Genomic DNA, 24,100 nt, shown 5'->3' with positions numbered 1-24,100 from the left:
TCAGCCGACGCGATAGTAATCCGCTTCGCCGACGATCGTGTTGACGAGCCGGCCGACGCCCTCGATCTCGGTCACGACCTCGTCGCCCGGCTTCGTGTCGGCGAGCCCTTCGGGCGTGCCGGTCAGGATCAGGTCGCCGGGCGCGAGCGTCATGAAGCCGCTGATGTACTCGATCAGCGACGCGACGTCGAAGATCATGTCACGCGTGTTGCCGCGCTGCGTTTCCACGCCGTTGACCGTCGTGCGCAGCGCGAGATTCATCGGATCGCCGATCTCGTCTCGGGTCACGAGCCACGGCCCGAGCGGCGTGCACGTGTCGCGGTTCTTCACGCGCAGGTTCGGTCGGTAGTAATTTTCGAGATAATCGCGGATCGCGTAATCGTTGCCGATCGTGTAGCCGAGCACGTGGCCGAGCGCCTGCGCGCGCTTCACGTTGCGCGCCACGCGGCCGATCACGACCGCAAGCTCGCACTCGTAGTGCATGTGCGTCGCGTCGGCCGGCCGCACCGTCTGCGCGCGATGGCCGACGAACGTGTTCGGCCCCTTCAGGAAGATGAGCGGCTCGGTCGGCGCCTTGAACGCGAGCTCCTTCGCGTGATCGGCGTAGTTGAGGCCGAGCGCGAACGTCGTGCGCGGCGCGACGGGCGGCAGCCACGAGACGTCCGTCTCGGCGAGCACGCGCCCGGTATCGAGCCGCACGCGCCCCTCGCCCGCCGGCTCGGCCGCGTGCAGCGCGCCGTTGAACACTACGCGTGCAGTCTTCATCGTGCGTCCTCCGCCGTCAACGTATGCCGCAACACGCCGAGGCCCGGCGCCTCGATCTCGATCGCGCTGCCCGCCGCCGCGCGCGGCGCATTCGGGCCGACGCCGACGAGCAGCACGTCGCCCGCGTCGAACGACATGAACGCCGACACGTCGGCGATCAACTGCGCGACGGGGCGAATCAGATTCGCGGTGCTCGCCTCGTAGCGCCGCTCGCCGTCGACGCGCACGGTCACGGCGAGCGCATCCGGATCGCCGATGCTTGCGCGCGCAACGATCGCCGGCCCGAGCGGGCAGAAGCCGTCGCGGCACTTGAAGCGCACCGCCGGCCGATAATAATCGGGATGCGGGACCGACACGTCGCTTGCAAGCGTAAAACCTATAACGAAGTCGAGCGCCCGTTCGACCGGCACGCGCGTCGTGCGCCGCGCGAACACGACGCCGACCGTCGCACCGATCTCGAGCGCATCGACGCCCGCCGGCACGACGACGGCCGCGCCGTCGCCCACGTGCGTGTTCGCAGGCTTCACGTACAGCACGGGCGCCTGCGGCGGCTTGTTGTACGGCGGCGCATGTACCGCGTCGCCGAGCGCCGCGAGCGCGCCGCGGTCGTTCAGCAACGCGCCGTAGACCGTACCGATGCGCACCGTTTCGACGGTTGCGCCATCGGCGACAAGGGACAGCTCCATACGATTCATCCTCCACCGCGTCGCGCGGCCGGGTCAATTACTTAACATATTAACTACGGCCCAGGAAAAGAACAACCGCGATAACCCTGATAACTTCGATAAGGCGGTCACCGACGATTTTCGCCCTGCTAAGATTGATGGATCAACCGTCATTCCAGGAACCTCATGAATCGTACGTTCGATCATCGCAATCTGGCCATGCTGCTGCTCGAGGCCCGCGAAACGCTGATGGGCCGGTTCCGGCCGATCCTGAAGGAATTTGCGCTGACGGAGCAGCAATGGCGGATCATTCGCGTGCTGGACGGCGAACCGTCTCATGAGCTCGAAGCCGGGCAGATCGCGCGGCGCTGCTGCATCCTGAGCCCGAGCCTCACGGGCGTGCTGGAGAGGATGGAGCGCGACGGCCTGATTCGCCGCACGCGCGCCCAGGAGGATCAGCGCAGGCTGATCGTCAGCCTGACGCCGCAGAGCCGTCAGCTCGTCACGCAGATCAGTCCGCGCATCGACGAGCAGTACCGGCTCATCGAGCAACGCTTCGGCGCGGACGCGCTGAGCGAAGTATACGAGGCGCTCGACAAGCTGATCGAAGTCGGCGGCTCGTGACGCGCGGCCGCCGCGCGCGCCGTCAGCGGACCGCTCGCGGCATCTGCGCGAGCACGTCGACGCCGCGCGACGTGCGCATGCACTCGTTCACGTAGTCGACGAACGGCAGCGGTTCGAAGTCGATCTCGTCGCGCACGCGCGCGTTGTCGAACACGTAGTCGAGTTCGGCGAAAGCCGCGTAAGACTGCAACGCCCGCTCGATCACGCGCGCACACGCGACGTCGCGGCGGCCGAGCACGTCGCGCGCGATCGACGGAAACTCGGCGGACGAGCAGAGCGCATAGCGCGGCTCGTCGCCGAGGCCCACCGCCTCGTCCATCGCGCGGACGATCTGCGTGACGGTCGGCGCTTCGTCGCCCGCCGATACGTGATACGTGTCGTGCGCGAGCGACGGCTTCAGCGCGAGCAGCATCAGCGCGCGCGCGCAGTCGTCGACCGCGACCACGTCGATGCGCGTCATCGGCCGCGCGGTGAAGCGGCGCGCCGCGTGAACGATCCGGAACATCCAGAACGTGCTCGCCGACGGCTGCGTGCCGAGCAGCGTATGGCCGACGACGCACGACGGCCGCACGACGACGAGCGGCAGGCCGAGCGCGCGCAGTTGCGCTTCCGCGTCGCGCTTGCCGCGCGTGTACGGCACGAAGTCGACCTCGCGGCCGCACGTCGGCGCATCGTCCTCGCAAACCGTGCTGCGCCCTTTCATCCCGCACGCGAACGCCGCGCCGACGTGCACGAAACGCTGCAGCCGCCGGCTGCCCGCGAAACGGCGCGCGAAGCGCAGCGTCGCGTCGACGTTCGTCTCGTTGATGACCGGAACGTCGGCGAGCGACGCGACGCCCGCGCAATGAATCACGTGCGACGCCGATGCGAGGCGCGCCGCATCGACGTCGGCGAACGCGCCGTCGAGCTCGCCCGCGATCACGTTCGCTTCGGTGAGCCGCTCCGCCCAGAACGGCGCGAGGCCGCTCCTGAGCGCCGCCGCGCGCAACCGCACGAGCGCGTGCGCGCGGTCGCACGCGCGCACGACGCACACGACGCGATCGAGCAGCCCGGCATTGACGAGCGATACGAGCACCGCGCCGCCGATGAAACCGGTCGCGCCGGTCAGCACGATCCGGTCGACGTGCGCTGCCGCGGCGGGCGCGCTCGCGGGCGACACGAGGTCCGCCCGCCAGGTCAGCGAGAGCGCAGTTTTCCAGATCAGCACGATGGCCACCTCCTTCTTCAGAATCAGAAACGATAAATCAACGACGACAGCCCGAAGTAGTTGGTCTTCTGCTGCACGATCGGGCTGTTCCCGTAACGGCCGGGCAGATGCGTGACGCCCGCCGTCGTGTTCACCGACCAGTGCTTCGAGAACGCGTAGGTCCACGCGACCGACATCGACACGCTGTCGATGCCGCCCTTCGTCGAGTACGGCGCGAAGCGGGTCGCGGCCGCCTGCGCGTCGGTCACGCCATAGAATGTCTGCGTATAGCGGCCGGACGCCGCGTGCACCGAGCCCGTCACGACGACTTCGTGGCGCCCCGCGCTGAACACCGGCACCGCGAGGTCGACGTGCCCGGACACGCCGCGCGACGTATGCGTGACGGGCGTATCGACCGTCACGCTCAGCATGCTGCCGCCGTACAGCTTCACGCCCGCCCGCACCGCGACGAGCACCGAGCCCGGCACGCGCCCCATTCCCTTCAGGTAGTTCGAGCCCGGCAGATCGAAGCGGTTTTCGTCCGCGCGGCCCGGATCGTAGGTCACGGCAGCCGCGACGAACGCGTCGCCGGGCAGCTTCAGCTTGTAGCCGACGCCGTCGAGCGGGCCGATGAAGAAGCCGTTGTCGAGCTTCGCGGAAAACAACGGCGCGACCACGCCGTGATACTGGTTGCTGCCCGCATAGCGCGGCACGAAGCCGCCGCCGATCGAGAGCGTATAGACGTTTTCCGCATGCGCGGCCGCGACCGACATCAAGCCGGCGAACGGCACGCAATAGCGAAGAGAGTGGATGGACGGGCTCACGATGTCGGGGGAAGAGTCGGGAAGTCCGCAGTCTAGGTTCGTGCGCCGCGCGAATCTGTCCCGAAAGTTTCGGGAATATGTGCGGATTTGTGTTCGATTGTCGGCGATTGTTGCAGCCGACCCCGACAAACGGCGCGCGCGGCTAGAATGCGCGTGCCCTGCCCGCGCCCACGCGCGCGCGCGGAACCATTCCGAGGAGACCATGAACGAAGTCCCGCTCAAATATCGGGTGCTGCTGATCGAAGACGACGACCGCCTCGCGCAGCTGATCCGCGAGTATCTCGACAGCTACGAATTCTCGGTGACGGTGATCCGGCGCGGCGATCTCGCCGTCGCGGCCGTGCGCGAGCACCAGCCCGCGCTCGTGATTCTGGACCTGATGCTGCCGCATCTCGACGGCATGGAAGTGTGCCGCCGGATCCGCGCGTTCTCGAACGTGCCGGTGCTGATCCTGACCGCGCGCTCCGACGTCTACGACCAGGTCGCCGGCCTGGAAACGGGCGCCGACGACTACGTGACGAAGCCGATCGAGCCGCGCGTGCTGGTCGCGCGCGCCCGCGCGCTGTTGCGCCGCACGCAGCCGGGCGCGCCCGTCGACACGCCGGCGAGCGAAGCGCTCGTGTTCGGCGAGCTGACGATCTCGCCGCCGAACCGCACGGTCACGTGGCGCGGCGAGCCCGTCGACCTGAAGACGGCCGAATTCAACCTGCTGCTGATCCTCGCGCGCGCGGCGGGCACCGTGCTGAGCCGCGACGACATCTTGAAGCAGTTGCGCGGCATCGAGTTCGACGGTCTCGACCGCTCGGTCGACTCGGGCATCTCGAAGCTGAGGCGCCGGTTCGAGGACGCATCGTCCGAGCCGCACAAGATCAAGACGATCTGGGGACGCGGCTATCTGTTCAGCCCTTCCGCGTGGGACGATTGAATGCTGCGCTCGCTCGTCAGGCTGTATCTCGTCGTGGTCATCTGCGCCGCGGCCGCGATCATCTTCATCAACACGTCGTTCGACCGGTTCTTCTACGCGCGCATCTCGAGCGCGGCGCGCGAGACGCTCGCCACCTACGCGTTCGTGCTGAACGATTATCTCGAGCGCCATCCGGGACCGGAGCGCAAGCACGCGCTGAGCGAGCTCGCGAAGCACGGTGACGAGGGCTTCGAGTTCATCTCGATGGACGACGCCCGCAAGCTGCTGAGCGCCGAGCAGCGCCGCGACCTCGATCGCGGCGAGATCGCGATCAGCTACGACGGCAAGAACTATTTCATGCCGCTCGTCGACGGCACCGTGCTGCACGCGCACCCGAACGAGCCGCCGAGCCTCGACATCCAGATCTCCGCGTACCTGACCGTCGCGCTCGCGACGCTGCTCGCCGTCGCGCTGTGGATCCACTACCACTGGCGCGATCTGCGCAAGCTGGAGGCGGCCGCGCGCGCATTCGGCGGCGGCCGGCTGTCGACGCGCGCACAACTATCGCGCAAGTCGAACATCTACGGGCTCTCGCAACAGTTCAACGACATGGCGCAGCGGATCGAAGCGTCGATCCAGCGGCAGCGCGAGATGATGCACGGGATCTCGCACGAGCTGAAGACGCCGCTCGCGCGGCTCGAGTTCGGCCTCGCGCTGCTCGCGTCGCCGGACGCGACCGGGCGCATGCATGAACGGCAGGAGGCGCTGCGCCGCGACGTGCGCGAGCTCGACGAGCTCGTCACCGAATTGCTGACGATCGGCCGGCTCGAGCAAGGCGAAGGACACCTCGTGCTGATGCCGGTGACGGTCGCGGAGCTGGTCGACAGCGTCGCGGGCAGCGTCGCGAACGACATCGCCGATCGCCGCCTCACGTTCGACGTATCGATTCACGGCGCGCCCGCGTGCCACGTGTGCGATGCGAAGCTCGTCGCACGCGCGCTGCTGAATCTGATCCGCAACGGGATGCGCTACGCGGAGACGACGATCTCGCTGCAGGCGGCGCCCGGCGAAGCGGGCGCGCTCGTGCTGACGGTCGACGACGACGGCCCCGGCATTCCGGCCGCCGATCGCGACCGCGTGTTCGAGCCGTTCCATCGGCTTGATTCGAGCCGCGACCGGCAGACAGGCGGCTTCGGGCTGGGGCTTACGATCGTGCGGCGCGTCGCGCTCGCGCACGGCGGCGACGTGCGGCTCGGCGACGCGCCGATCGGCGGCGCGCGCTTCGCGATCACGCTGCCGGCGCTCGAGGTGCCGGCTCGCGAGCAGATGGCGCGGGAGAGGGTGACTTGACGCAAGTCGACTGTGGCGGAGGCGGCGATTCGCCATGAATCGCGCCGGCCGCTTCGCGTAAGCGGCTAGCGATGCATCGGGTCGACGCGCGTCGCTTCCTCGAGACGCGCCGCATCCGCTTGGCGGCGCCGATTTGCCGTTCGCTTTGCCGTTCGCTTTGCCGCTCGCTTCGCCGTTCGCTCTGCCGTTCGCTCTGCCGTTCGATTCGCCTCTCGCTTTGCCGTTCGATTCGCCGTTCGTATTGCCACCCGATTCCCCACTCGGTCTGCCGTTGAATCCGCGATCACGCGACGCCGCGTCGAACCATTCATCGACCGCGTCGCCGCCGAGCGACGACGCCGCCCCGCCGCTCCGCTCTCACTCCCCCGCCGCGACGCGCTCCGCGACCGCGTGCTCGCCGCCGACGCGATAGCGCGCGGCCGGATGCGGCGCGGCAAGCCGCGGCCCCGCGCGATGCAGTTTCTCGCGCAGCGTGCCCGGCGCGTAGTCGGTCTGATAGACGCCGCGCCGCTGCAGTTCCGGCACGACGAGCTCGACGACGTCGACGAACGTCTCCGGCGTCACCGCATACGCGAGATTGAAGCCGTCGACGCCGGTCTCGTCGACCCACGACTGCAGATCGTCGGCGATCTCGCGCGGATCGCCGACCGACACCGGCCCGAGTCCGCCGATGCCGCCCCACCGCGCGATTTCGCGCACGGTCCACTTGCGCGTCGGATCCGCGCTCGACAGCGCCTCGACCGCCGACTGAATCGCATTGCTCTCGACGTGCTCGAGCGGCGCGTCGAGGTCGTACTTCGACAGGTCGATCCCGGTCCAGCCGGACATCAGCGCGAGCGCGCCCTCGTCGCTCGCGTAGCGGCGATAGTCGGCATGCTTCGCGTGCGCGTCGGCCGACGTGCGGCCCGTGATCACCGTGTGCAGGTTGAAGATCAGCACGTCGCGCGGATCGCGGCCGAACTGCTTCACGCGCTCGCGGATGTCGGCGACGAACGCCTTCAGGATCGTCCGCGACGGCGCGGCGACGAAGATGCACTCCGCGTGCTGCGCAGCGAAGTCCTTGCCGCGCTTCGACGCGCCCGCCTGATAAAGGACCGGCGTGCGCTGCGGCGACGGCTCGCACAGATGGATGCCGGGCACGTCGTAATAGCGGCCGTGATGGCCGATCGGATGGACCTTCGACGGCTCGGCGAACACGTGGCGCGCGGCGTCGCGCACGATCGCGCCGTCCTCCCACGAGCCCTCCCACAGCTTGTAGCAGACGTCGAGATACTCGTCGGCGATCGCGTAGCGTTCGTCGTGGCTCGTCTGCTGCGGCAGTCCGAGGTTGCGCGCGGCGCTGTCGAGATACGACGTGACGACGTTCCAGCCGACGCGCCCGCCCGTCAGATGATCGAGCGTCGACATGCGCCGCGCGAACGGATACGGATGCTCGTACGACAGCGAGCACGTGATGCCGAAGCCGAGGTGCTGCGTCACGGCCGCCATCGCGGACACGAGCAGGATCGGATCGTTGACGGGCACCTGCGCGCCCTGCCGGATCGCCGCTTCGCCGCTGCCCTGATAAACGTCATAGATGCCGAGCACGTCGGCGATGAAGAGGCCGTCGAACTTGCCGCGCTCGAGCAGTTGCGCGAGCTCGGTCCAGTAGCTCAGCTGGCGATAGCGCCACGACTCGTCGCGCGGATGCGCCCAGAGCCCCGGCGACTGATGGCCGACGCAGTTCATGTCGAAAGCGTTGAAACGGATCTGACGGGTCATGGTGGAGCGGTCTCTCGATTCGGTCGATGCGGGTCGGTGCTCGATGCGGGACGGTGCTGGTCGGTGTTGATCGATGCGCGGTCCCGCGTCACAGCGCGCCGTGGCGCGGCGGCAGCGCGTCGTTCAGGTAGTAGTCGGCGATCGCGACGTATTTCCAGCGCACCGGATCGTGCAGCGTATGCGTGCGCGCGTTGCGCCAGTGGCGATCGAGCGCGTGCTCGGCGAGCGCGCCTTGCGTGCCCGCGAGTTCGAGCAGACGCGACGACGCCGCGAGCGCGATCTCGGTCGTCGCCGCGCGCGCCTTCGCGACCGCGATCGACGCGGCCGCGACCGTGCGCTCGTTCGCGTCGTCGATCGCCGCGTCGACGCGCAAGCCCGCGCGCTCGGTCAGCGCGCCGGCTGCGTCGAGATCCACCGCGAGCTTGCCGAAGATCTCGAGCGTGAGTGGATCGTCGCTCGCGCGCTCGACGCCGCTGTCGATCCACGGCCGCGCGCGCTCGCGCACGAAGCGGCGCGCGTCGGCGAACGCGGCGCGCGCGATGCCGAGATCGACGGCCGCATGCAGCAGCTGGCCGAACGGGCCGACGGGCGTCGGCTTCGCATCGAATGCATCGCTGTACGGCACGACCGCGGATGCGTCGACGTACACGTTGTCGAGCCGCGTCGTGCCGCTGCCCGTCGTGCGCTGGCCGAAGCCGTTCCAGTCGTCCTCGACGGTGAGACCCGGCGCATGTGCCGGCGTGAACGCGACGTGCAGCCGCTCGTTCGCGTCCTTCGCGACGACCGGAATCCAGTGCGCGAAGCGCGCGCCCGTCGAATAGAACTTCCGGCCGTTGAGCCGGAATCCCGCGCCGTCGGGCGTGATCGTCGTCCGATAGTCGCGCACGTGCTTCGTGCCGCGCTCGGACAGCGCGTTGCCGAAGCGCTCGCCCGCGAGCGCACGCTCGAAATAGAAACGCTGCTGATCGCGCGTGCCGTTCACGCGCAGCACTTCGAGCATGAAGAAATGGTTCTGCGGGATCTGGCCGATCGCGGGATCCGCCTCCGACACGATCGCGGTCACTTCCGCGAGCGTCGCGGCCGATACCGCCGCGCCGCCGAACGCGCGCGGCGCAGCGATGCCCCAGAGGCCCGTCGCCGAATAGGCGTCGAGCTCCGCATACGGCAGGCGGCGCTCGCGGTCGCGCGCGGCGGCGTCGGGCGCGACCGTCGCCGCGAACGTGCGGGCCGCATCGATCGCTTCGGCGTCGTTCGAAATCCGCCGCGCCGCGCGCGCGGCGGACGATTGCGTGACGGCGTTCATCGGCTCAGTTCCACGCGTGGCGCGCGGGCGCGACGCCGTTCAGATAGTAGTTGCCGACGAGGTGGTACTTCCAGCGCACCGGATCGTGCAGCGTATGCGTGCGCGCGTTGCGCCAGTGGCGATCGAGGCCGTGCTCGGCGAGCGTCGCCTGCGTGCCGGCGAGCTCGAACAGCTTCTCGCTCGCGAGCAGCGCGATCTCGGTCGTCAGCACCTTCGCCTCGCCGACCGCAACCGATGCGCGCGCGACGTCGTCCTCGGCGATCTCGCTTTGCGCGGCGATCGCGTCGAGCGTGCGCGCCGCGCGCTCGAGCAGCGCATCGGCCGCGTGCAGTTGAATGAAGAGACGCCCGATCTCGCGAATCGTCAGCGGATCGTCGACCGCGCGCTCGACGCCGCTGTCGATCCACGGTCGCGAGCGCTCGCGCACGAAGCGCAGCGTATCGTCGAGCGCCGCGTGCGCGATGCCCGCATCGATCGCCGCCTGAATGATCTGCGACAGCGGACCGTTCAGCGTCGGCTGCTCCGATACGCGATGCGCGGGAAACACGTGCGACGCGGGCACGCGCACGTTGTCGAGCTTGACCGTGCCGCTCGCGGTCGTCCGCTGGCCGAAGCCCGACCAGTCGTCGATCACGGAAAGCCCCGGCGTGCCCTTCGGAATGTATGCGAGCCAGCCCTTGCGGTCATCGTCGATCCCGAGCACCGGCACGTAATGCGCGAACAGCGCGCCCGTCGAATAGAACTTCGTGCCGTCGACGCGATAGCCGTCGCCGTCGCGGATCACTTTCGTCTTCAGGTCGAGCACGTTTTTCGTGCCCTTTTCCGAGAAGCCGTTGCCGAAGCGCTTGCCCTTCAGGATCTCGCCGAAGAAGAAGCGCTTCTGTTCATCGGTGCCCGTGAGCGCGATCACGTCGACGAGGCCGAAATGGTTCTGCGGCAATTGGGCGAGCGACGGGTCCGCGGCCGCGACGATCTTCACGACCTCGGTCAGCGTCACGTGCGACACGCCCGCGCCGCCGTATGCGTTCGGCACCGTGATCGCCCACAGGCCCGATTGCGAGAACCAGTCGATTTCGTCGTATGGCAACCGGCGTTCGCGATCGCGCTCGGCAGCGCCTTGTGCGAGCCGCGCGGCGAGCGTGCGCGCGATGTCGAGCGCCTCGGCATCGCTCGCGATTGGATGCGCGTCTCGCGCGGACGCGTCGCGCGCGGGTTGGACTGTCGTCTCATAGATCGCGGACATGCGTGTCTCCGTTGAAGAACAAGGGACCAATCTATCAACGGGGCTCGCCGCGACCAACCGATCGATTCGGGAATCGTTATTCCGGGCCGCAGAAGATGCGCATCGCGCGCGCTGCATTGGCGGCATGCAGACCGAATGCAGGCGGCAAATCGACGCACCTACATGCGACGAGGTCGGATCATATATGACACGCGTTTGCATGCATCGCTCGTGAAAACACCTGATTGCGCAGAAGAGTCCGCGCGCGCACGCTATGCTCACGTTTGTTCGCGCGCATCGTCCAACGCAGGACGATGTGACCCGCGTCAATCTTTTCGCAACGCTTCTTGCGTTCCGCGTCAATCCACCTAGACTGGGAAAGCTCACCGGCTAACCCTCGAAAGGAGACGAAGCATGCGCCTCACCATTCGAATCAATGGCAGCGATTCTTCTGCGCAGCAATTCGCGGTCCTGTGGCTCGACACCGAAGAGCATCTGTGGTCACGCGAAGCGCATCAGGGCATCGATCTGCCGACGTGGGGCAAAATGAAGGACGTTGAAGGCGCGATTGCGCTGTGCTCGGCCGACAGCGGCGAAGCGCTGTGCCGGCTGCAAGGGTTGTCGTTCTCGAACGTACAGCCGTCGTCCGAAGACGAAGAGCACGGCGCCGTGGATCTCGGCGGCAAGCGCCCGCAAGGCGCGTGGCGCTTGCAGGCGGTCGACTCGGAGTCGTTCCAGCCCGAGCATCAGGGCTTCACCGTCGTGCGCTGAACGCGGCGCGCGTCCGGCGACGCATCGCCGGGTGCCGCGCGGAACGATCGGCCACGCAATCGATTTTCGAATCGGAACGCCGATCGGAAATCGCCCTTCCAAACCACCACGACACATCACACGTCGAGAGCGGCGTTCGCGGACCAGGCGAACGCCGCTTTGCATTGATGGCGTGCATTTTAGAGGCTCGTGCCTGAGGCTCGAGTGCGCACATGCGCGGCCGTTCGCGACGCGCGCTTCGTCAAGCTTTCCTGAAGCGAGCGCCTGATTTTCTCGCAGTCCGCATCGCATCGTTCGAAGCGCACGTCGCGCGTACATGCATGCACGTGCACATGCAATTCGCGACCGTGCGACACGATCCGATGCAATCCGACGCTTCACGCCCGTCATATCGCTTCGCTTATTCGATCGGCTCGACGAGATGCGAGCGATCGTATGGCGCATCGTACGGCTCGGGCCAGAACTCGACGATGCGCACGATCTTCCGATGCGCCACCGTGAAGAATGAAATCGCCCGCGCCCGCTGAACGCCGTCGGTCACCGACACATCGGACACGGCCTCGTGCGCGTCGCCGATCAAGCGGCCGACGGTGAACATCCACGATCCATGCGCCGGATACTCGCTATTCAGCAGCGCGAAGTTTCGGGCGCCGCGAATACGCTCGTTCGATTGCGGCCATTCGAGCACGAAGTCGTCCGCAAGCACGGCCGCGACCGCGTGAAAATCGTTCGTGCTCATCAAGCGCCAGAACTCGCGCGCCACGTCGACAGCCATTTCGATGTCCCTATTCATGTTCGTATCGTCGCGTCGCTCGCGCGCAGATGCGCGCATGACCATGCGGAACAAATGAGACGCACGTCCCTCGCCGCGCGACATGCCCCCCCAATCGAGACCGGCGTCTCGCGTTCGATCGGATGCGCGGCCCTCACATCATTCCTGCATGCCGATTCCGTTGCGCCGCCTCAGTTGCACGACGTCGCGCAACGGCGGCGCGCCGAACAGGCGGCTGTACTCGCGGCTAAATTGCGACGGGCTGTCGTACCCGACCCTGAGCGCGACCGAGCCGACGTCGGCGTGCTGACCGATCAGCAGCCGGCGCGCCTCGTGCAGCCGAAGCTGCTTCTGATACTGGAGCGGACTCAGCGTCGTCATGTGCTTGAAGTGATGATGCAGTGACGACACGCTCATGTTGACCTGCTGCGCGAGCGTCTCGACCCTGAGCGGCTCCGCGTAATGATTCCGGATCCATTCGATCGCGCGCGCGATTCGATACGTCTGGCTGCCCGCGACCGCGATGTGCCGCAGCCGCGCGCCCTGCCCGCCCGTCAGCAGCCGGTACAGCAGTTCCTTTTCGATCAACGGCGCGAGGATCGGGATGTCGTCTGGAGTATCGAGCAATCGCACGAGCCGCAACGCCGCGTCGAACAGCGGCGCGGACAGCGCGCCGACGACGATTCCCTCGCCCGTCGGCACCGCGTCCGGCGGCGGCATCCGCATCTCGGCCGCGAGCTCGGCGATCCGCTGCAGATCGAGCGCGATCTTCACGCACAGATACGGCGCATCGGCCGACGCACGCGTGACCTGCGACAGCATCGGCAAATCGACCGACGTGACGAGGCAGTGCTGATGGTCGTATTCGTACGCGTGGCCCGCGACCGTCACCCGCTTCGCGCCCTGCGCGGCGAACACGAACGCGGCGCGCGTGACGCTGCAGCCGAGGTCGGCGGGCGACGAGCAGCGGAAGAACGACAGCGCGGGAATCGCGCTCGGATACGCACCGTCGACGGGCGCGAAGCGGTCGATCAGCGCGGCAAGCTCACGGCGCGCGGCTTCGCGCGGCGCGAGCGGCGGCTGCGCATCGGATCGGGGGGACGCCGCGTGCGCGGCGGGCTCGAACGTGTTGTAGCGCTGTTCCATCGTCAATGAAAAAGCGTCAGTGGTCGTGATCGGAACAGGCACGCGCGCGGACGATGCAACCGCCGCGCGCGGCCCTCGGGGATTTGCAGGATTGTTCAATATTTTTGCAGGATTGTGTAAACACGACGGCGGTCCGTCCCTCACACTGCCGGCTATCACCCGGCGCCAAGTCCGGGATATCCCCACGGAGATTGTCCATGTCTACCTCGTTTGTGCTGAACGGCAAGAATCTGACGCTGGACGCCGATCCCGCGATGCCGCTGCTCTGGGCGATCCGCGAAGATGCGGGCCTGCACGGCACGAAGTTCGGCTGCGGCGCGGCGCAATGCGGCGCGTGCACTGTGCATCTCGAAGGCCAGGCGGTGCGCTCGTGCGTGCTGCCGCTCGCGGCCGTCGCCGGCAAGCGCGTGACGACGATCGAAGGGCTGTCGAGCAAGCCCGCGAAGGCCGTCCAGGCCGCGTGGATCAAGCTGCAAGTGCCGCAGTGCGGCTACTGCCAGTCCGGCCAGATCATGTCGGCGACCGCGCTCCTCGAGCAGAACGCAGCGCCGACCGACGCCGACATCGACGCCGCGATGAACGGCAACATCTGCCGTTGCGCGACTTACACCCGCATCCGCGCCGCGATCCACGAAGCGGCCGCCACCTTGAAGGCCTGAGCGATGACCACCGACCTCGATCTCCCGGACGCGGTGCGCGCGTCCCGCCGCACGTTCCTGAAGGCCGCCGGCGCCGCCGCGGCGGTCGGCCTCACGATCGGCTTCGAATGGCTCGACGCGAGCCGCCCGGCGCTCGCCGCCACCGCGCCCGCTGCCGGCGCGGACGCCGCCGCCGCGACCGGCGCGTTCGCGCCGAACGCGTTCCTGCGCGTCGCACCCGACAACAGCGTGACCGTGATCGCGAAACACCTCGAGATGGGCCAGGGCGCGTACACGGGCATCGCGACGATCGTCGCCGAAGAGCTCGACGCGAACTGGCGCGACGTGCGCGTCGAGAGCGCGCCCGCCGACGCGACGCGCTACGCGAACCTGCAGTTCGGCAAGCTGCAAGGCACGGGCGGCAGCTCGGCGATGGCGAATTCGTGGATGCAGCTGCGCGAAGCGGGGGCGAAGGCGCGCGCGATGCTCGTGTCGGCGGCCGCCGTGCAATGGAGCGTGCCCGCCGCCGAGCTGACGACCCGCGACGGCTACGTGCGCCACGCGGGCAGCGGCCGCGGGGCGACCTACGGCTCGCTCGCGACGGCCGCGGCCGCGCTGCCCGTGCCCGACAAGGTCACGCTGAAGTCGCCGCGCGAGTTCCGCCTGATCGGCCAGCCGGTGCCGCGCGTCGACGCGCTCGCGAAATCCGACGGCACCGCGCAGTTCACGATCGACGTGACGATGCCCGGCATGCTCGTCGCGCTGCTGCAGCGGCCGCCCCTTTTCGGCGCGACCGTGAAGTCGTTCGATGCGACGGCGGCGAAGGCGGTGCCGGGCGTCGTGGCGGTCGTCCAGGTGGAGCGCGGCGTCGCGGTCGTCGCGAAGGGCTTCTGGGCCGCGAAGCAAGGCCGTGACGCACTGAAGGTCGAATGGGACGATTCGAACGCGGAAAAGCGCAGCTCCGACGCGATGATGCGCGAGTATCGGCAGCTCGCCGAGCGCCCCGGCACGCCCGCGCGCCGCGACGGCGACGCCGAGCGCGCGCTCACCGTCGCGGCGAAGCGGATCTCCGCGTCTTACGAGTTCCCCTATCTCGCGCACGCGCCGATGGAGCCGCTCGACGCGGTCGTCACGCTGACAGCCGACAGCTGCGAAATCTGGGCGGGTGACCAGTTCCAGACGATCGATCAGGGCAACGCGGCGCGCGTCGCGGGCCTCGATCCGTCGAAAGTGAAGATCCACACGCTGTACGCGGGCGGCAGCTTCGGCCGGCGCGCGAACGCGTGGTCGGACTACGTCGTCGAGGCGGTGTCGATCGCGAAGGCGCTCGGCGCGAACGGCACGCCCGTCAAGCTGCAATGGACCCGCGAGGACGACATCCACGGCGGTCTCTACCGGCCGATGTACTTCCACAAGCTCGACGCGGCGCTCACGAAGGACGGCAAGCTCGTCGCGTGGCGGCACCGGATCGTCGGCCAGTCGATCCTCGCCGGCACGCCGTTCGAGCCGGTGATGGTGAAGAACGGGATCGACCAGACGTCGGTCGAAGGCGCGGCGAACCTGCCGTACGCGGTGCCGAACGTCTCGGTCGAGCTGACGACGACGAAGGCCGGCGTGCCGGTGCTGTGGTGGCGCGTCGTCGGCAGTTCGCACACCGCGTACGCGGTCGAGGCGTTCATCGACGAGGCCGCGCATGCGGCGGGCAAGGACCCGTACCTGTTCCGCCGCGACCTGCTCGCGCACGAGCCGCGCATGAAGGCCGTGCTCGAGCTCGCTGCCGAAAAGGCCGGCTGGGATCCGCGCAAGCCGCTGTCGAAGGGCCGCGGACGCGGGATCGCGGTCGCCGAGTCGTTCAAGAGCTATGTTGCACAGGTCGCCGAGGTGTCGGTCGACGAGCATGGCGGCGTGAAGGTCGAGCGCGTCGTCTGCGCGGTCGATTGCGGGACCGCGATCAATCCGGACATCGTCGCCGCGCAGATGGAAGGCGGCATCGGCTTCGGACTCGGCGCGGTGCTGCACAGCGCGATCACGCTGAAGGACGGCAAGGTCGAGCAGAACAACTTCGACGGCTACCGGGTGCTGCGGATCGCCGAAATGCCGAAGGTCGAGGTGCACATCGTGCCGTCGGGCGAGGCCCCGACGGGCGTCGGCGAGCCGGGCGTCGCGCCGATCGGCCCGGCGGTCGCGAACGCGATCTTCGCCGCGACCGGCAAGCGGCGCCATACGCTGCCGTTTCCGGCTGCCGGGGAAGCCACCGCGTAACGCGTGACGCATCGCGCGCGGCGCGCGGGCCGGTCGCTTTTGGAACAGACGTTCTTGATGCGGTCGTTTTCGACGTGCGTTCTCGAAACGGTCGTCTCGAATCGGCAATGGCAGATGATCGCGTCGAATCGAATGTCTTGAACCCATCGCCGCGCGCTGGTCGTCCCGAAAAGATCGTGAGCCGGTCGCCGGCGCGCCGGCGCCGCCTCGCCAAATCGTCGAAAGGTCGCCGACAGTTGTCGCAATCCGCGATGACGGATCGGCGCCCCCGCCGCTCGCGCGTGCAGCCAGCCGCCTCGTCCGACGCCTCGCCACACCACGCCAAAGAGCGCGCTTCTCGCTGATTCCGCCCCGGCAGCCGAAGCCCGGCCGCCCCGCCCGTCCCGATCGTTCCCCTCGTGTTACGTCGCCGCTCGCATCGACGTAACACGAACGCCGGTGCTACGTAACACACCTTCAACCGGTTTCAGATTGTTACATTTCCAGCGTAATGACAAGCCAGCGACGCTCGCATGAAAACGCTGTCAATTCATGCACTTGAGTCGTAAAAAAGACCTTTCGAAGCGCTTGCCTGCTGCATTGCGCCAGGCTGGCCCGACAATTGCAGTAAGCCCCTCGTGTCGTTCGCCCCATCCATCTGCGAATCACGAGGATCATCATGGATTGCAAGTATCTGTACATCGACAACATCAAGATCGACTTCGTCCGACGCATCATCGAGATCGACGGCGAACTGGTCAGCCTGACTCCGCGCGAATTCGACGTCGTCGAATTCCTGCTCGACAACATGAACAAGGTCGTGTCGCGCCAGGCGATCCAGGAGACTGTGTGGGGCCGGGAACTCGCCGTGTCGTCGCGCACGCTCGACACGCACGTGTCGCGCATCCGGTCGAAGCTCGGCCTCGACTATGACAAGAACATGCGGATCATTCCGATCTATTCGATCGGCTACCGGCTCGTGCTGTTCGGCGCGGCGACGATGCACGTCGAGCCGCACGACAAGCAGCAAGCGGCGCGCGTCGGCGAGCCCCACGTCGACGCCGACGCGGCCGCGCCGATCGCGCGCCCGGCCGCCGTGCCGCACTGCAAGTTCGTCGCCGAATATCACTGAACGCCGCCCGCGCCTCCGTGCGGACGGCTTCCAGCATGCACTCGGCGGCCTACTCGGCGCGCTGCCGCTCGAGCCACGCCTGGAACATCAGCACCGTCCACAGCGGATGCTGCCAGTTCATCCGGCCCGACTGATGCTGCCGCCACAGTCGCTCGACCCGCGCCGCGTCGAAATAGCCTTCGTCTCGCAGGCGCGCGGGGGACAGCAGCTCCGTCGCCCAGTCGCTCAGCTCGCCACGCAGCCACGCACCGACGGGCGCGCAGAAACCCTGCTTCGGCCGGTCGATCAGCGGCCGCGGCACGTAGCGATAGAGCAGCTTGCGCAGCAGCCACTTGTCCTGCGCGTCCGGAATGCGCAGCCCCTCGGGCAGCCGCCACGCGAACTCGACGACGCGATGATCGAGAAACGGCATCCGCGTCTCGAGACTCACTGCCATCGCCGCGCGATCGACCTTCGTCAGGATGTCGGTCGGCAGGTACGTGAGCGTATCGACGGCCATCGCCTGTTCGGCGAACGACAGGCCGGCGGGCCACGCGTCAGGCGAGTCGATCAGCGTCTTCGGCTCGTGGCCCGCGAGCGTGAAGCGCTCCGGATGATGGACCGACGACATCAGCAGCCGGTACAGCGACGTGCGGCTGTCCGCCGTCATCACGTTGGCGAGCTTGTGCAGCCGGTCGCCGACGCGCGGCGACGCGTCGCGCTGCGCGGACGAGCTCCATACGCCTTGCACGAGCGCGGCGATCTGATCCGCGTGGTCGGGCCGCAACGCGTGCAGCGCGGCCGCGATCCGCATCCGTACCGACGCCGGCACGCGACGCAGCCGGCCCCATAGGCGCGGCGTGAGGAAATAGCGCGTGTAGCCGCCGAACAGTTCGTCGCCGCCGTCGCCCGACAGGCTCACTTTCACGTAACGACGCGTCAGCTCGGAGACGAGCAGCGTCGGAATCTGCGACGAATCGGCGAACGGCTCGTCGTAGACGGAAGGCATGCGCGGGACGGTCGCGAGCACATCGGACGGCTTCACGTAGAGCTCGGTGTGCGACGTGCCGAGGTGCCGCGCGACCGCCTTCGCATAGCCCGCTTCGTCGTAGCCCGCCTCGTGGAAGCCGATCGTGAACGTCTGCACTGGCTGCGCGGTCTGCGTCTGCATCAGCGCGACGATCACCGACGAATCGACGCCGCCCGACAAGAACGCGCCGAGCGGTACGTCGGCGACCGATTGCTCTGCGATCGCATCGCGCAACACGTGATCGAGTTGCGCGACGGCGGCGTTCGCATCGCCATCGAAGGGATTCTCGCGGCCCGCGGCGATCACGCGCTCGAGCGACCAGTAGCGGCGCGGCGCGGGTTCGATCTCGATGTTCTCGAGCTGCGCATACGTGCCGGGCGGCAGCTTGCGAATCCCTTCGTAGATCGTGTACGGCGCGGGCACGCTCGCGTATCGCAGATACAGGCACAGTGCGTCGCGATCAATCGCACGCGATCCGAAACCTGGAAAGCGCCGCAGCGCCTTCAGCTCCGAACCGAACACGAACGAGTCGCCGACGCGTCCGTAATAGAGCGGCTTCTCGCCGATGCGATCGCGTGCGAGCGTGAGCACGCGCGACTCGCGATTCCATAGCGCGAGCGCAAACATGCCGACCGATTTTTGCAGCACACGATCGATGCCCCACGCGGAAAATGCGGCGAGCAGCACTTCGCTGTCCGAATGACCGCGCCACTCGGGCGCGCGCCGCTCGCGTTCGAGCTCGCGGCGCAACTCGCGGAAATTGTAGATCTCGCCGTTGAACGTCATCGCATAGCGGCCGCACGCCGACAGCATCGGCTGATGCCCATGCTCCGACAGATCGACGATCGACAGGCGCCGATGCCCGAGCGCGACGCCCGCCTCGGGATCGACCCACAATCCGGTATCGTCCGGGCCGCGATGCGCGAGACTGTCCGTCATTCGCGCGAGGGTCGCGCGGGCTGTCTCCGGTGCGCATGCAACAGGGCCCACGAAGCCGCTGATTCCGCACATGACGAATATCTCGATTGAATAGTGAAAAGGATATGGCTTGACGGGCGTCCTGCACCCGTCGATTGGGCGCATATTACGAAGAAAATATTCATCAATTAATCCACCTTGCAGCGGTCATTTTTTTCTATTGAAAAATTAATTCGCCTGTAAGCGGTTTTGTACACGATGCGCAAATTTGTTGCATCGCGCCATCCGGCGTGCGTCCGATGCGCGTTTCGTCATCCGCGCAAACGTCGCGCTGCGAGATAGGCGAGTTGAGCGCGATTGCGCGCGTTGAAGCGTTTTTCGAGCGTGCGGATCTGCGCGCCGACGCGATGCAACGACGTGCTGAGCGCGTTCGCGATTTCCTGATCGGACAGGCCATGCACGAGCCGCTCGAGCACCGCCGCTTCGTCGTCCCCAAGCACGAACGCGCGTGCGCCGCCGACACGCGCGTCGAGGTGCGGCTGCGCGGCGCGATGCACGTCGAGGCTGAGTGCGAGCGCGCAGCCGATCACGCGATCGTCGAGCCATGCGTCGTGCGCCTCCGACGCGAGGCTCACGGCGACGCGCAAATCGAGATGCGGCGCTGGCCAGCAGAAGATCACGCCGCTGTGCATTGCATGCGCACGCAACGAATTCACGAGCGCGAGCATGCGCCGCTCGCCGGTGCGGCGCGCATGCGCGTCGAGCTCGTCGATCCGCCACGCGATCGGCGACACCCCCTGGCGCCATCCGGCGAAACGCGGATCGGCTTCGAACAATCGACCTTCGACGTACGCGCGCATGAACGATACAGGCGCGAAATCGCGCAACAGATACGCGGCGAGCATCTGTTGACCGATCAGCTCGAATGCCCCGTAGCAGAGCGTCGTGAAGCCGGCCGCGCGCAGGCGCGCGTCGCAGTCCGCGACGTCGAACGCCGCGCGACGTGGCCAATCGTGCGACGCGGCGAACGACGATACGGAAGGATGTGCATCGCGCGGCGCACATTCGCTGCGCGGCATGACGAACTCGGCATGCGAGAACCATTCGATGCGCGGCGCGCTGTCAGCAATTGTCATGGGGGAAGCCGGCTTCTTGTGTGCGTGATGCTGTTGCGCAGGAACCCCGACAAGCACGTGGTCTTTGGTCCGCGCTTTCGTATCGCTGCCGAGCGCGGTTAGTATTACGGGATATTACGCGCAAGCGCGCCGCTTTGTACAATGCCTTCGCCCGGACAAGGGTGCGCCGCGTGTCGTCTCGATGTTGGCCGCAGACGTGCGTGGCGACGACGTGCACGTTGGAGGCGCCCGTGGCGAATGCGCAGGTCGCAAGCACGCAGGCTGCGCACGCGCTCGCCACAAGCATGCACGTTGCGATCGCACATCGCGTCCGGCCGCCCGGTCGGACGGCATCGGATTACCGTCGCGAGGTTTTTCGTCATGTCGGACATTGCAGTGCAGGAAGACGCCGCCGTCGCGAACGTCGCGCGCCCCGTGTCGCGCTCGAATCCGGACGGCACGACGCGCGAAGCGCAGACGATCGACGTCGTCTGGTGCGGCCACGTGAGGCGCGCGGCCGATGCCGAGCCGCGCTTCGCGCCGCGCCTGGGCGTCGCGGAGATGCTCGCGAGCGCGCGCGGCACCGCCGAATGCGGCCGCATCGCGACGAGCCTGTTGCGGCTGATGGGCTTTGCGACGTTCGCCTATTTCGCGATCGAGTTCTCGCGCGACGACGCCGAATGCCTGTATCTGCACGAAGCGTTCACGCCCGCCGCGTATCGCGGCGATTACGTGCGGCGTCGCCATCACGACGTCGATCCGCGGATGCTCGGCACGCGCGCATCGAGCATGCCCGTCGTCTGGGACCTGCGGCAGCTCGCGCGGGATCACGCGGCGCGCGGCTCGGACGCGCTCGACGGCTTTCTGCGCGTGATGCACGACGATGACATGTGCAGCGGCGTGATGTATTCGATGCTCGTGCCGGGCACGCGGATGCATGCGTTTGCGAGCTACACCGCGCCACGGCGCTCGCGCGACTGGATCTCGTCCGCGACGCTCGAGCAGGTGCTGTCGCTCGGCTTGTCGGTACATCGGTTCGCTGCGCCGCAGTTGATCGCGTCGTCGCGCGAGCGCGCGGTCGAGCGCCTCACACCGTTCGAGCGCGAGTTGCTCGTCGGCATCGCGGAAGGCGCATCCGACAAGGAAATCGGCCGACGGCTCGACACCAGCGCGCACAACGTCGACTACCATCTGCGCAAGCTGCGCAAACGCTTCGGCGTCGCGAACCGGATTCAGTTGACTTATTTCGCGTCGGCGCGCGGATTGATCTGATGCGCGTATTGGCGAATGTTTGCGCGCGGCGTGACGTTGCGCCGCGTCGTTGCGTCGTTGCGATCGAGCGGCCATAGTCGAAGGCCGGACGGCGATCGCGGATCGCGAATGCAAAGCGCCGATCTCCGTTCGACGGCGACGCGACACCCGTGCCGCCGCCGTCGCGCTGTGCGAGCGCGCGCCGCACGACATCGAACGGCGGCAAACAACCGTCGCCGACAGCAGCCGAACCTCGGCCGCAACCGTTGCACACGCAACCAACTGACGGAACGCGAGCCGGCCGCCGCCGCTCGCGCCCGCCCTGCTCGAGGGTGCGCGTCACCCGCCGTACAGATCGAGCAGCTTGAGCGTCACGCCGTTGGTCCAGCCGAAGCCGTCCTGCAGCGGATACTCGCCGCCGCCACCGCCGCCCGTGCCCGTTCCTTCTACGATGTACTTCTCGACGAGCTTGCCCTGCGCCGCGTACACGCCCTTCACGTCGGCGAGGAAACGCGTGCCGATGTCGTTCGCGAGCGCCTTCTCGCCATATTGCTGCAGTCCGACAAGCGCGATCCAATGCAGCGGCGCCCAGCCGTTGGGTGCGTCCCATTGCTGCGTCGTGTCGTAGGTCGTCGTCGCGAGCCCGCCCGGCTCGAGCAGCGTCTTCTGCACGTTCCTCGCGGTCTGCTTCGCGCGCTCCGGCCAGGCGACACCCGCAAACAGCGGATACAGCGCCGCAGCCGACAGGTTGTCGCGCGGCTTGCCGAGCTTCCAGTCGTAGTCGCCGTAGTAGCCGTTGCGGTTCCACAGATAGCGGTTGACCGCGACCGCGCGCTTGCCAGCGCGGCCGGCGAACTCGGCGGCGCATGCAAAGTCGCGCGTCGCCGCGCAGCCCTTCACGATCGTCGTCTCGAGATGGAACATCAGGCTGTTCAGGTCGACGGGCACGATCGCGGTCGTGCGGATCGTCGCGAGCGTGCGGCTGTCGCCGAACCAGCGCGAGCTGAAGTCCCAGCCGCTCTCGGCCGCCGCGCGCAAATCGCGCCAGACTTCGGCCGACGGCCGGCCGCTCGCCTGTTGCGCGGTCTTGACGTCCTCGAGATACGACTCGTCGCGCGGCGTGTCGTTCGCATCCCAGTAGCGGTTCAGCACCGCGCCGTCCGGCATCGCGACGACGTTGCGCGTCGCCGAACCGCGCGGCGTCGTACGCTCGCCCTGCATCCAGTAGGCGTACTCCTTGCGCAGCGCGGGCAGGTACTTCTGGTAGACGCGATTGCCCTCGACCTTCGCCGCGAGCGTCACCATGTACGCGAAGAACGGCGGCTGCGAGCGGCTCACGTAATAGCTGCGGTTGCCGTTCGGCACGTGGCCGACGGCGTCGATCAGGTACGCGAAGTTGTCGAGCATGTCGTCGACGAGATCTTCGCGGCCCGCCTCCTGCAAGCCGAGCATCGTGAAATACGTATCCCAGTAGTAGCCCTCGCGGAAGCGTCCGCCCGGCACCACGTACGGTTTTGGCAGCGGAATCAGCGAACTGTACGGCGGCACGGTCGTCGTCGTGCGCGTGAGCTTCGGCCACAGCCAGTCGATGTGCTCGCGCAGCGTCTGGTTCGGCGGCGGCGTCACCGACTGATCGGCCGGCGGCGTGAAGTACTGCGCGACGAACGCCTTCAGCGAGAAGCCGGGCTGACCCTTTTGCTGCTGGTACAGCTGGACGATCGTCGCGGGATCGGCGTTCGGCGTCGAATCGACAAAGGTCTTCTGGTCTTCGAAGATCTGCGCGGTTTGCACTGCAACAAAGAGATCGCCGTATAGCTGGCTCGGCGGCGGCGGAATCGACGCCACACTCGGCGTGGAAGCGGCCGCCGTGGAAGCGGCCGCCGTGGAGACGGCCGCCGTGGAGACGGCCGCCGAAGCCGGCGCGCGCGACGAATCGGCGCGCGCGAGCGTCGCGCTCGTGCAGCCGATGCCGGCCGCGGCGACGAGCGCAACCCATGCAGGTGCGCTCAGCAGGCGACGATAGAGCGGATTTTCGACATGAAGCGGGCGATGCCGCGGCGTGACCATATCTCCTCCTCCCGTTTTCGAGATGAACGGCAATATGGTCTCCTGTCACGCGTGCCCGGCGCGTCGCGGCTTTGGTCTGTCGGATGCCGCGCCGCGCAGATTCGCACGAAAACCGGCGCTCACGCAAGCGGTCCATCGCACATTGCGCGCAAATAACCGTACGCAGTACAGCACGCGCGTTTCGAGCGCGGCCGTGCCGGCCTCGCCGCGCTCGCACACCGCGTCGACGTCGACGATGTCCTTCGCGATCGCGAGCACGTCGTGCGCCGCGACGGCCGGGTCGTCGAGCGGGCGCGCGCCGTCCTTGCCGAACGCCGCGAGCAGCGCCGCGACGATCCGCTCCGCGACGCAGCCGACCCGCTGCCCGGCGGGCAGCCGCCGCCCCTCGAAGTCGATCAACTGCACGAGCGCACGCCGTGCGCAACGAGCGACGCGC

At 67.6% G+C, this 24,100-nt stretch carries 21 protein-coding genes; 8 read left to right on the top strand and 13 right to left on the bottom strand.

Annotated elements, in window-relative coordinates; genetic code table 11:
* Window positions 1-765 (bottom strand): fumarylacetoacetate hydrolase family protein, encoded by a 765-nt coding sequence (locus tag WS70_RS22540; protein ID WP_059469632.1) that lies wholly within the window; start codon window positions 763-765, stop codon window positions 1-3.
* A complete protein-coding gene (locus tag WS70_RS22535) occupies window positions 762-1,451 on the bottom strand; it encodes a fumarylacetoacetate hydrolase family protein (protein WP_059597894.1) in 690 nt (229 codons plus the stop codon). Before WS70_RS22535 ends, WS70_RS22540 begins: the two co-directional genes overlap by 4 nt.
* A gap of 165 nt (window positions 1,452-1,616) precedes the next feature.
* On the opposite strand from WS70_RS22535, the gene hpaR reads away from it, so the two are divergent.
* Window positions 1,617-2,054, top strand: coding sequence for a homoprotocatechuate degradation operon regulator HpaR (gene hpaR, locus WS70_RS22530; protein WP_059469630.1), 438 nt, complete (start codon window positions 1,617-1,619; stop codon window positions 2,052-2,054).
* A gap of 22 nt (window positions 2,055-2,076) precedes the next feature.
* On the opposite strand, the gene WS70_RS22525 is transcribed toward hpaR, so the two are convergent.
* The gene (locus WS70_RS22525) at window positions 2,077-3,261 is read right to left on the bottom strand and encodes an SDR family oxidoreductase (protein WP_059597918.1); all 1,185 of its coding nucleotides are present in this window, start codon (window positions 3,259-3,261) and stop codon (window positions 2,077-2,079) included.
* A 23-nt stretch (window positions 3,262-3,284) separates the two neighbouring features.
* Entirely contained in the window at window positions 3,285-4,031 is a 747-nt protein-coding gene (locus WS70_RS22520) for a MipA/OmpV family protein (protein ID WP_059597893.1), read from the bottom strand.
* 235 nt (window positions 4,032-4,266) lie between these two features.
* Between WS70_RS22520 and bprR the strand changes: the two genes are divergently transcribed.
* Together bprR and WS70_RS22510 are read left to right on the top strand one after the other, a co-directional pair.
* Window positions 4,267-4,989, top strand: coding sequence for a two-component system response regulator BprR (bprR, locus tag WS70_RS22515; protein ID WP_059469628.1), 723 nt, complete (start codon window positions 4,267-4,269; stop codon window positions 4,987-4,989).
* Window positions 4,990-6,318, top strand: a complete 1,329-nt coding sequence (locus WS70_RS22510) for an ATP-binding protein (protein ID WP_059469627.1) — start codon at window positions 4,990-4,992, stop codon at window positions 6,316-6,318.
* A gap of 357 nt (window positions 6,319-6,675) precedes the next feature.
* Here the strand turns inward: WS70_RS22510 and WS70_RS22505 are convergent, their stop codons facing one another.
* The 3 genes from WS70_RS22505 to WS70_RS22495 form a co-directional block, all read right to left on the bottom strand.
* Window positions 6,676-8,079 carry an LLM class flavin-dependent oxidoreductase gene (locus tag WS70_RS22505; protein ID WP_059597892.1) on the bottom strand — a complete coding sequence of 468 codons (1,404 nt, stop codon included), beginning with the start codon at window positions 8,077-8,079 and terminating at the stop codon, window positions 6,676-6,678.
* An 88-nt stretch (window positions 8,080-8,167) separates the two neighbouring features.
* Window positions 8,168-9,382 carry an SfnB family sulfur acquisition oxidoreductase gene (locus WS70_RS22500; protein ID WP_059469625.1) on the bottom strand — a complete coding sequence of 405 codons (1,215 nt, stop codon included), beginning with the start codon at window positions 9,380-9,382 and terminating at the stop codon, window positions 8,168-8,170.
* A 4-nt stretch (window positions 9,383-9,386) separates the two neighbouring features.
* Window positions 9,387-10,625 (bottom strand): SfnB family sulfur acquisition oxidoreductase, encoded by a 1,239-nt coding sequence (locus WS70_RS22495; RefSeq protein ID WP_059469624.1) that lies wholly within the window; start codon window positions 10,623-10,625, stop codon window positions 9,387-9,389.
* 393 nt (window positions 10,626-11,018) lie between these two features.
* On the opposite strand from WS70_RS22495, the gene WS70_RS22485 reads away from it, so the two are divergent.
* The gene (locus tag WS70_RS22485; protein ID WP_059469623.1) at window positions 11,019-11,375 is read left to right on the top strand and encodes a DUF3564 family protein; all 357 of its coding nucleotides are present in this window, start codon (window positions 11,019-11,021) and stop codon (window positions 11,373-11,375) included.
* 400 nt (window positions 11,376-11,775) lie between these two features.
* Here WS70_RS22485 and WS70_RS22475 read toward each other — a convergent pair whose 3' ends face one another.
* Together WS70_RS22475 and WS70_RS22470 are read right to left on the bottom strand one after the other, a co-directional pair.
* A complete protein-coding gene (locus WS70_RS22475; RefSeq protein ID WP_059469716.1) occupies window positions 11,776-12,207 on the bottom strand; it encodes a nuclear transport factor 2 family protein in 432 nt (143 codons plus the stop codon).
* A gap of 99 nt (window positions 12,208-12,306) precedes the next feature.
* Window positions 12,307-13,293, bottom strand: coding sequence for an AraC family transcriptional regulator (locus WS70_RS22470; RefSeq protein ID WP_059469621.1), 987 nt, complete (start codon window positions 13,291-13,293; stop codon window positions 12,307-12,309).
* Between the two features lie 197 nt (window positions 13,294-13,490).
* On the opposite strand from WS70_RS22470, the gene WS70_RS22465 reads away from it, so the two are divergent.
* The 3 genes from WS70_RS22465 to WS70_RS22455 all read left to right on the top strand — a co-directional run bounded on the left by WS70_RS22465 (window position 13,491) and on the right by WS70_RS22455 (window position 17,304).
* On the top strand, window positions 13,491-13,952 hold the full coding sequence (locus WS70_RS22465; protein WP_059597890.1) for a (2Fe-2S)-binding protein: 462 nt from the start codon (window positions 13,491-13,493) through the stop codon (window positions 13,950-13,952).
* Between the two features lie 3 nt (window positions 13,953-13,955).
* Window positions 13,956-16,193, top strand: a complete 2,238-nt coding sequence (locus WS70_RS22460) for a xanthine dehydrogenase family protein molybdopterin-binding subunit (RefSeq protein ID WP_059597889.1) — start codon at window positions 13,956-13,958, stop codon at window positions 16,191-16,193.
* Between the two features lie 658 nt (window positions 16,194-16,851).
* Window positions 16,852-17,304, top strand: a complete 453-nt coding sequence (locus tag WS70_RS22455) for a winged helix-turn-helix domain-containing protein (protein ID WP_059469618.1) — start codon at window positions 16,852-16,854, stop codon at window positions 17,302-17,304.
* Between the two features lie 49 nt (window positions 17,305-17,353).
* Here the strand turns inward: WS70_RS22455 and asnB are convergent, their stop codons facing one another.
* Together asnB and WS70_RS22445 are read right to left on the bottom strand one after the other, a co-directional pair.
* Window positions 17,354-19,324, bottom strand: a complete 1,971-nt coding sequence (gene asnB, locus WS70_RS22450) for an asparagine synthase (glutamine-hydrolyzing) (protein ID WP_059597888.1) — start codon at window positions 19,322-19,324, stop codon at window positions 17,354-17,356.
* A gap of 218 nt (window positions 19,325-19,542) precedes the next feature.
* Entirely contained in the window at window positions 19,543-20,367 is an 825-nt protein-coding gene (locus tag WS70_RS22445) for an autoinducer binding domain-containing protein (RefSeq protein ID WP_059597887.1), read from the bottom strand.
* A gap of 360 nt (window positions 20,368-20,727) precedes the next feature.
* Here WS70_RS22445 and WS70_RS22435 point away from each other — a divergent pair, with 360 nt between their 5' ends.
* Window positions 20,728-21,618: a helix-turn-helix transcriptional regulator gene (locus tag WS70_RS22435; protein ID WP_059469615.1), complete on the top strand. Its 891-nt coding sequence runs from the start codon at window positions 20,728-20,730 to the stop codon at window positions 21,616-21,618.
* Window positions 21,619-21,936: 318 nt separating this feature from the next.
* Here WS70_RS22435 and treA read toward each other — a convergent pair whose 3' ends face one another.
* Entirely contained in the window at window positions 21,937-23,664 is a 1,728-nt protein-coding gene (gene treA, locus WS70_RS22430; RefSeq protein WP_059597886.1) for an alpha,alpha-trehalase TreA, read from the bottom strand.
* 45 nt (window positions 23,665-23,709) lie between these two features.
* Window positions 23,710-24,069 (bottom strand): hypothetical protein, encoded by a 360-nt coding sequence (locus WS70_RS32190; protein ID WP_162498984.1) that lies wholly within the window; start codon window positions 24,067-24,069, stop codon window positions 23,710-23,712.
* Window positions 24,070-24,100 lie beyond the last annotated feature (31 nt).

Origin of the sequence: Burkholderia mayonis (assembly GCF_001523745.2) — a bacterium.
In the GTDB taxonomy this organism is placed as follows: domain Bacteria; phylum Pseudomonadota; class Gammaproteobacteria; order Burkholderiales; family Burkholderiaceae; genus Burkholderia; species Burkholderia mayonis.
This window is presented reverse-complemented; position numbering and strand designations above follow the sequence as displayed.

What these genes read in the sequence shown, in the direction of transcription:
- WS70_RS22540 (WP_059469632.1), bottom strand. Translation starts at nt 765, where the DNA reads ATGAAGACTGCACGCGTAGTGTTCAACGGCGCGCTGCACGCGGCCGAG.
- WS70_RS22535 (WP_059597894.1), bottom strand. Translation starts at nt 1,451, where the DNA reads ATGGAGCTGTCCCTTGTCGCCGATGGCGCAACCGTCGAAACGGTGCGC.
- hpaR (WP_059469630.1), top strand. Translation starts at nt 1,617, where the DNA reads ATGAATCGTACGTTCGATCATCGCAATCTGGCCATGCTGCTGCTCGAG.
- bprR (WP_059469628.1), top strand. Translation starts at nt 4,267, where the DNA reads ATGAACGAAGTCCCGCTCAAATATCGGGTGCTGCTGATCGAAGACGAC.
- WS70_RS22510 (WP_059469627.1), top strand. Translation starts at nt 4,990, where the DNA reads ATGCTGCGCTCGCTCGTCAGGCTGTATCTCGTCGTGGTCATCTGCGCC.
- WS70_RS22505 (WP_059597892.1), bottom strand. Translation starts at nt 8,079, where the DNA reads ATGACCCGTCAGATCCGTTTCAACGCTTTCGACATGAACTGCGTCGGC.
- WS70_RS22500 (WP_059469625.1), bottom strand. Translation starts at nt 9,382, where the DNA reads ATGAACGCCGTCACGCAATCGTCCGCCGCGCGCGCGGCGCGGCGGATT.
- WS70_RS22495 (WP_059469624.1), bottom strand. Translation starts at nt 10,625, where the DNA reads ATGTCCGCGATCTATGAGACGACAGTCCAACCCGCGCGCGACGCGTCC.
- WS70_RS22485 (WP_059469623.1), top strand. Translation starts at nt 11,019, where the DNA reads ATGCGCCTCACCATTCGAATCAATGGCAGCGATTCTTCTGCGCAGCAA.
- WS70_RS22475 (WP_059469716.1), bottom strand. Translation starts at nt 12,207, where the DNA reads ATGCGCGCATCTGCGCGCGAGCGACGCGACGATACGAACATGAATAGG.
- WS70_RS22470 (WP_059469621.1), bottom strand. Translation starts at nt 13,293, where the DNA reads ATGGAACAGCGCTACAACACGTTCGAGCCCGCCGCGCACGCGGCGTCC.
- WS70_RS22465 (WP_059597890.1), top strand. Translation starts at nt 13,491, where the DNA reads ATGTCTACCTCGTTTGTGCTGAACGGCAAGAATCTGACGCTGGACGCC.
- WS70_RS22460 (WP_059597889.1), top strand. Translation starts at nt 13,956, where the DNA reads ATGACCACCGACCTCGATCTCCCGGACGCGGTGCGCGCGTCCCGCCGC.
- WS70_RS22455 (WP_059469618.1), top strand. Translation starts at nt 16,852, where the DNA reads ATGGATTGCAAGTATCTGTACATCGACAACATCAAGATCGACTTCGTC.
- asnB (WP_059597888.1), bottom strand. Translation starts at nt 19,324, where the DNA reads ATGTGCGGAATCAGCGGCTTCGTGGGCCCTGTTGCATGCGCACCGGAG.
- WS70_RS22445 (WP_059597887.1), bottom strand. Translation starts at nt 20,367, where the DNA reads ATGACAATTGCTGACAGCGCGCCGCGCATCGAATGGTTCTCGCATGCC.
- WS70_RS22435 (WP_059469615.1), top strand. Translation starts at nt 20,728, where the DNA reads ATGTCGGACATTGCAGTGCAGGAAGACGCCGCCGTCGCGAACGTCGCG.
- treA (WP_059597886.1), bottom strand. Translation starts at nt 23,664, where the DNA reads ATGGTCACGCCGCGGCATCGCCCGCTTCATGTCGAAAATCCGCTCTAT.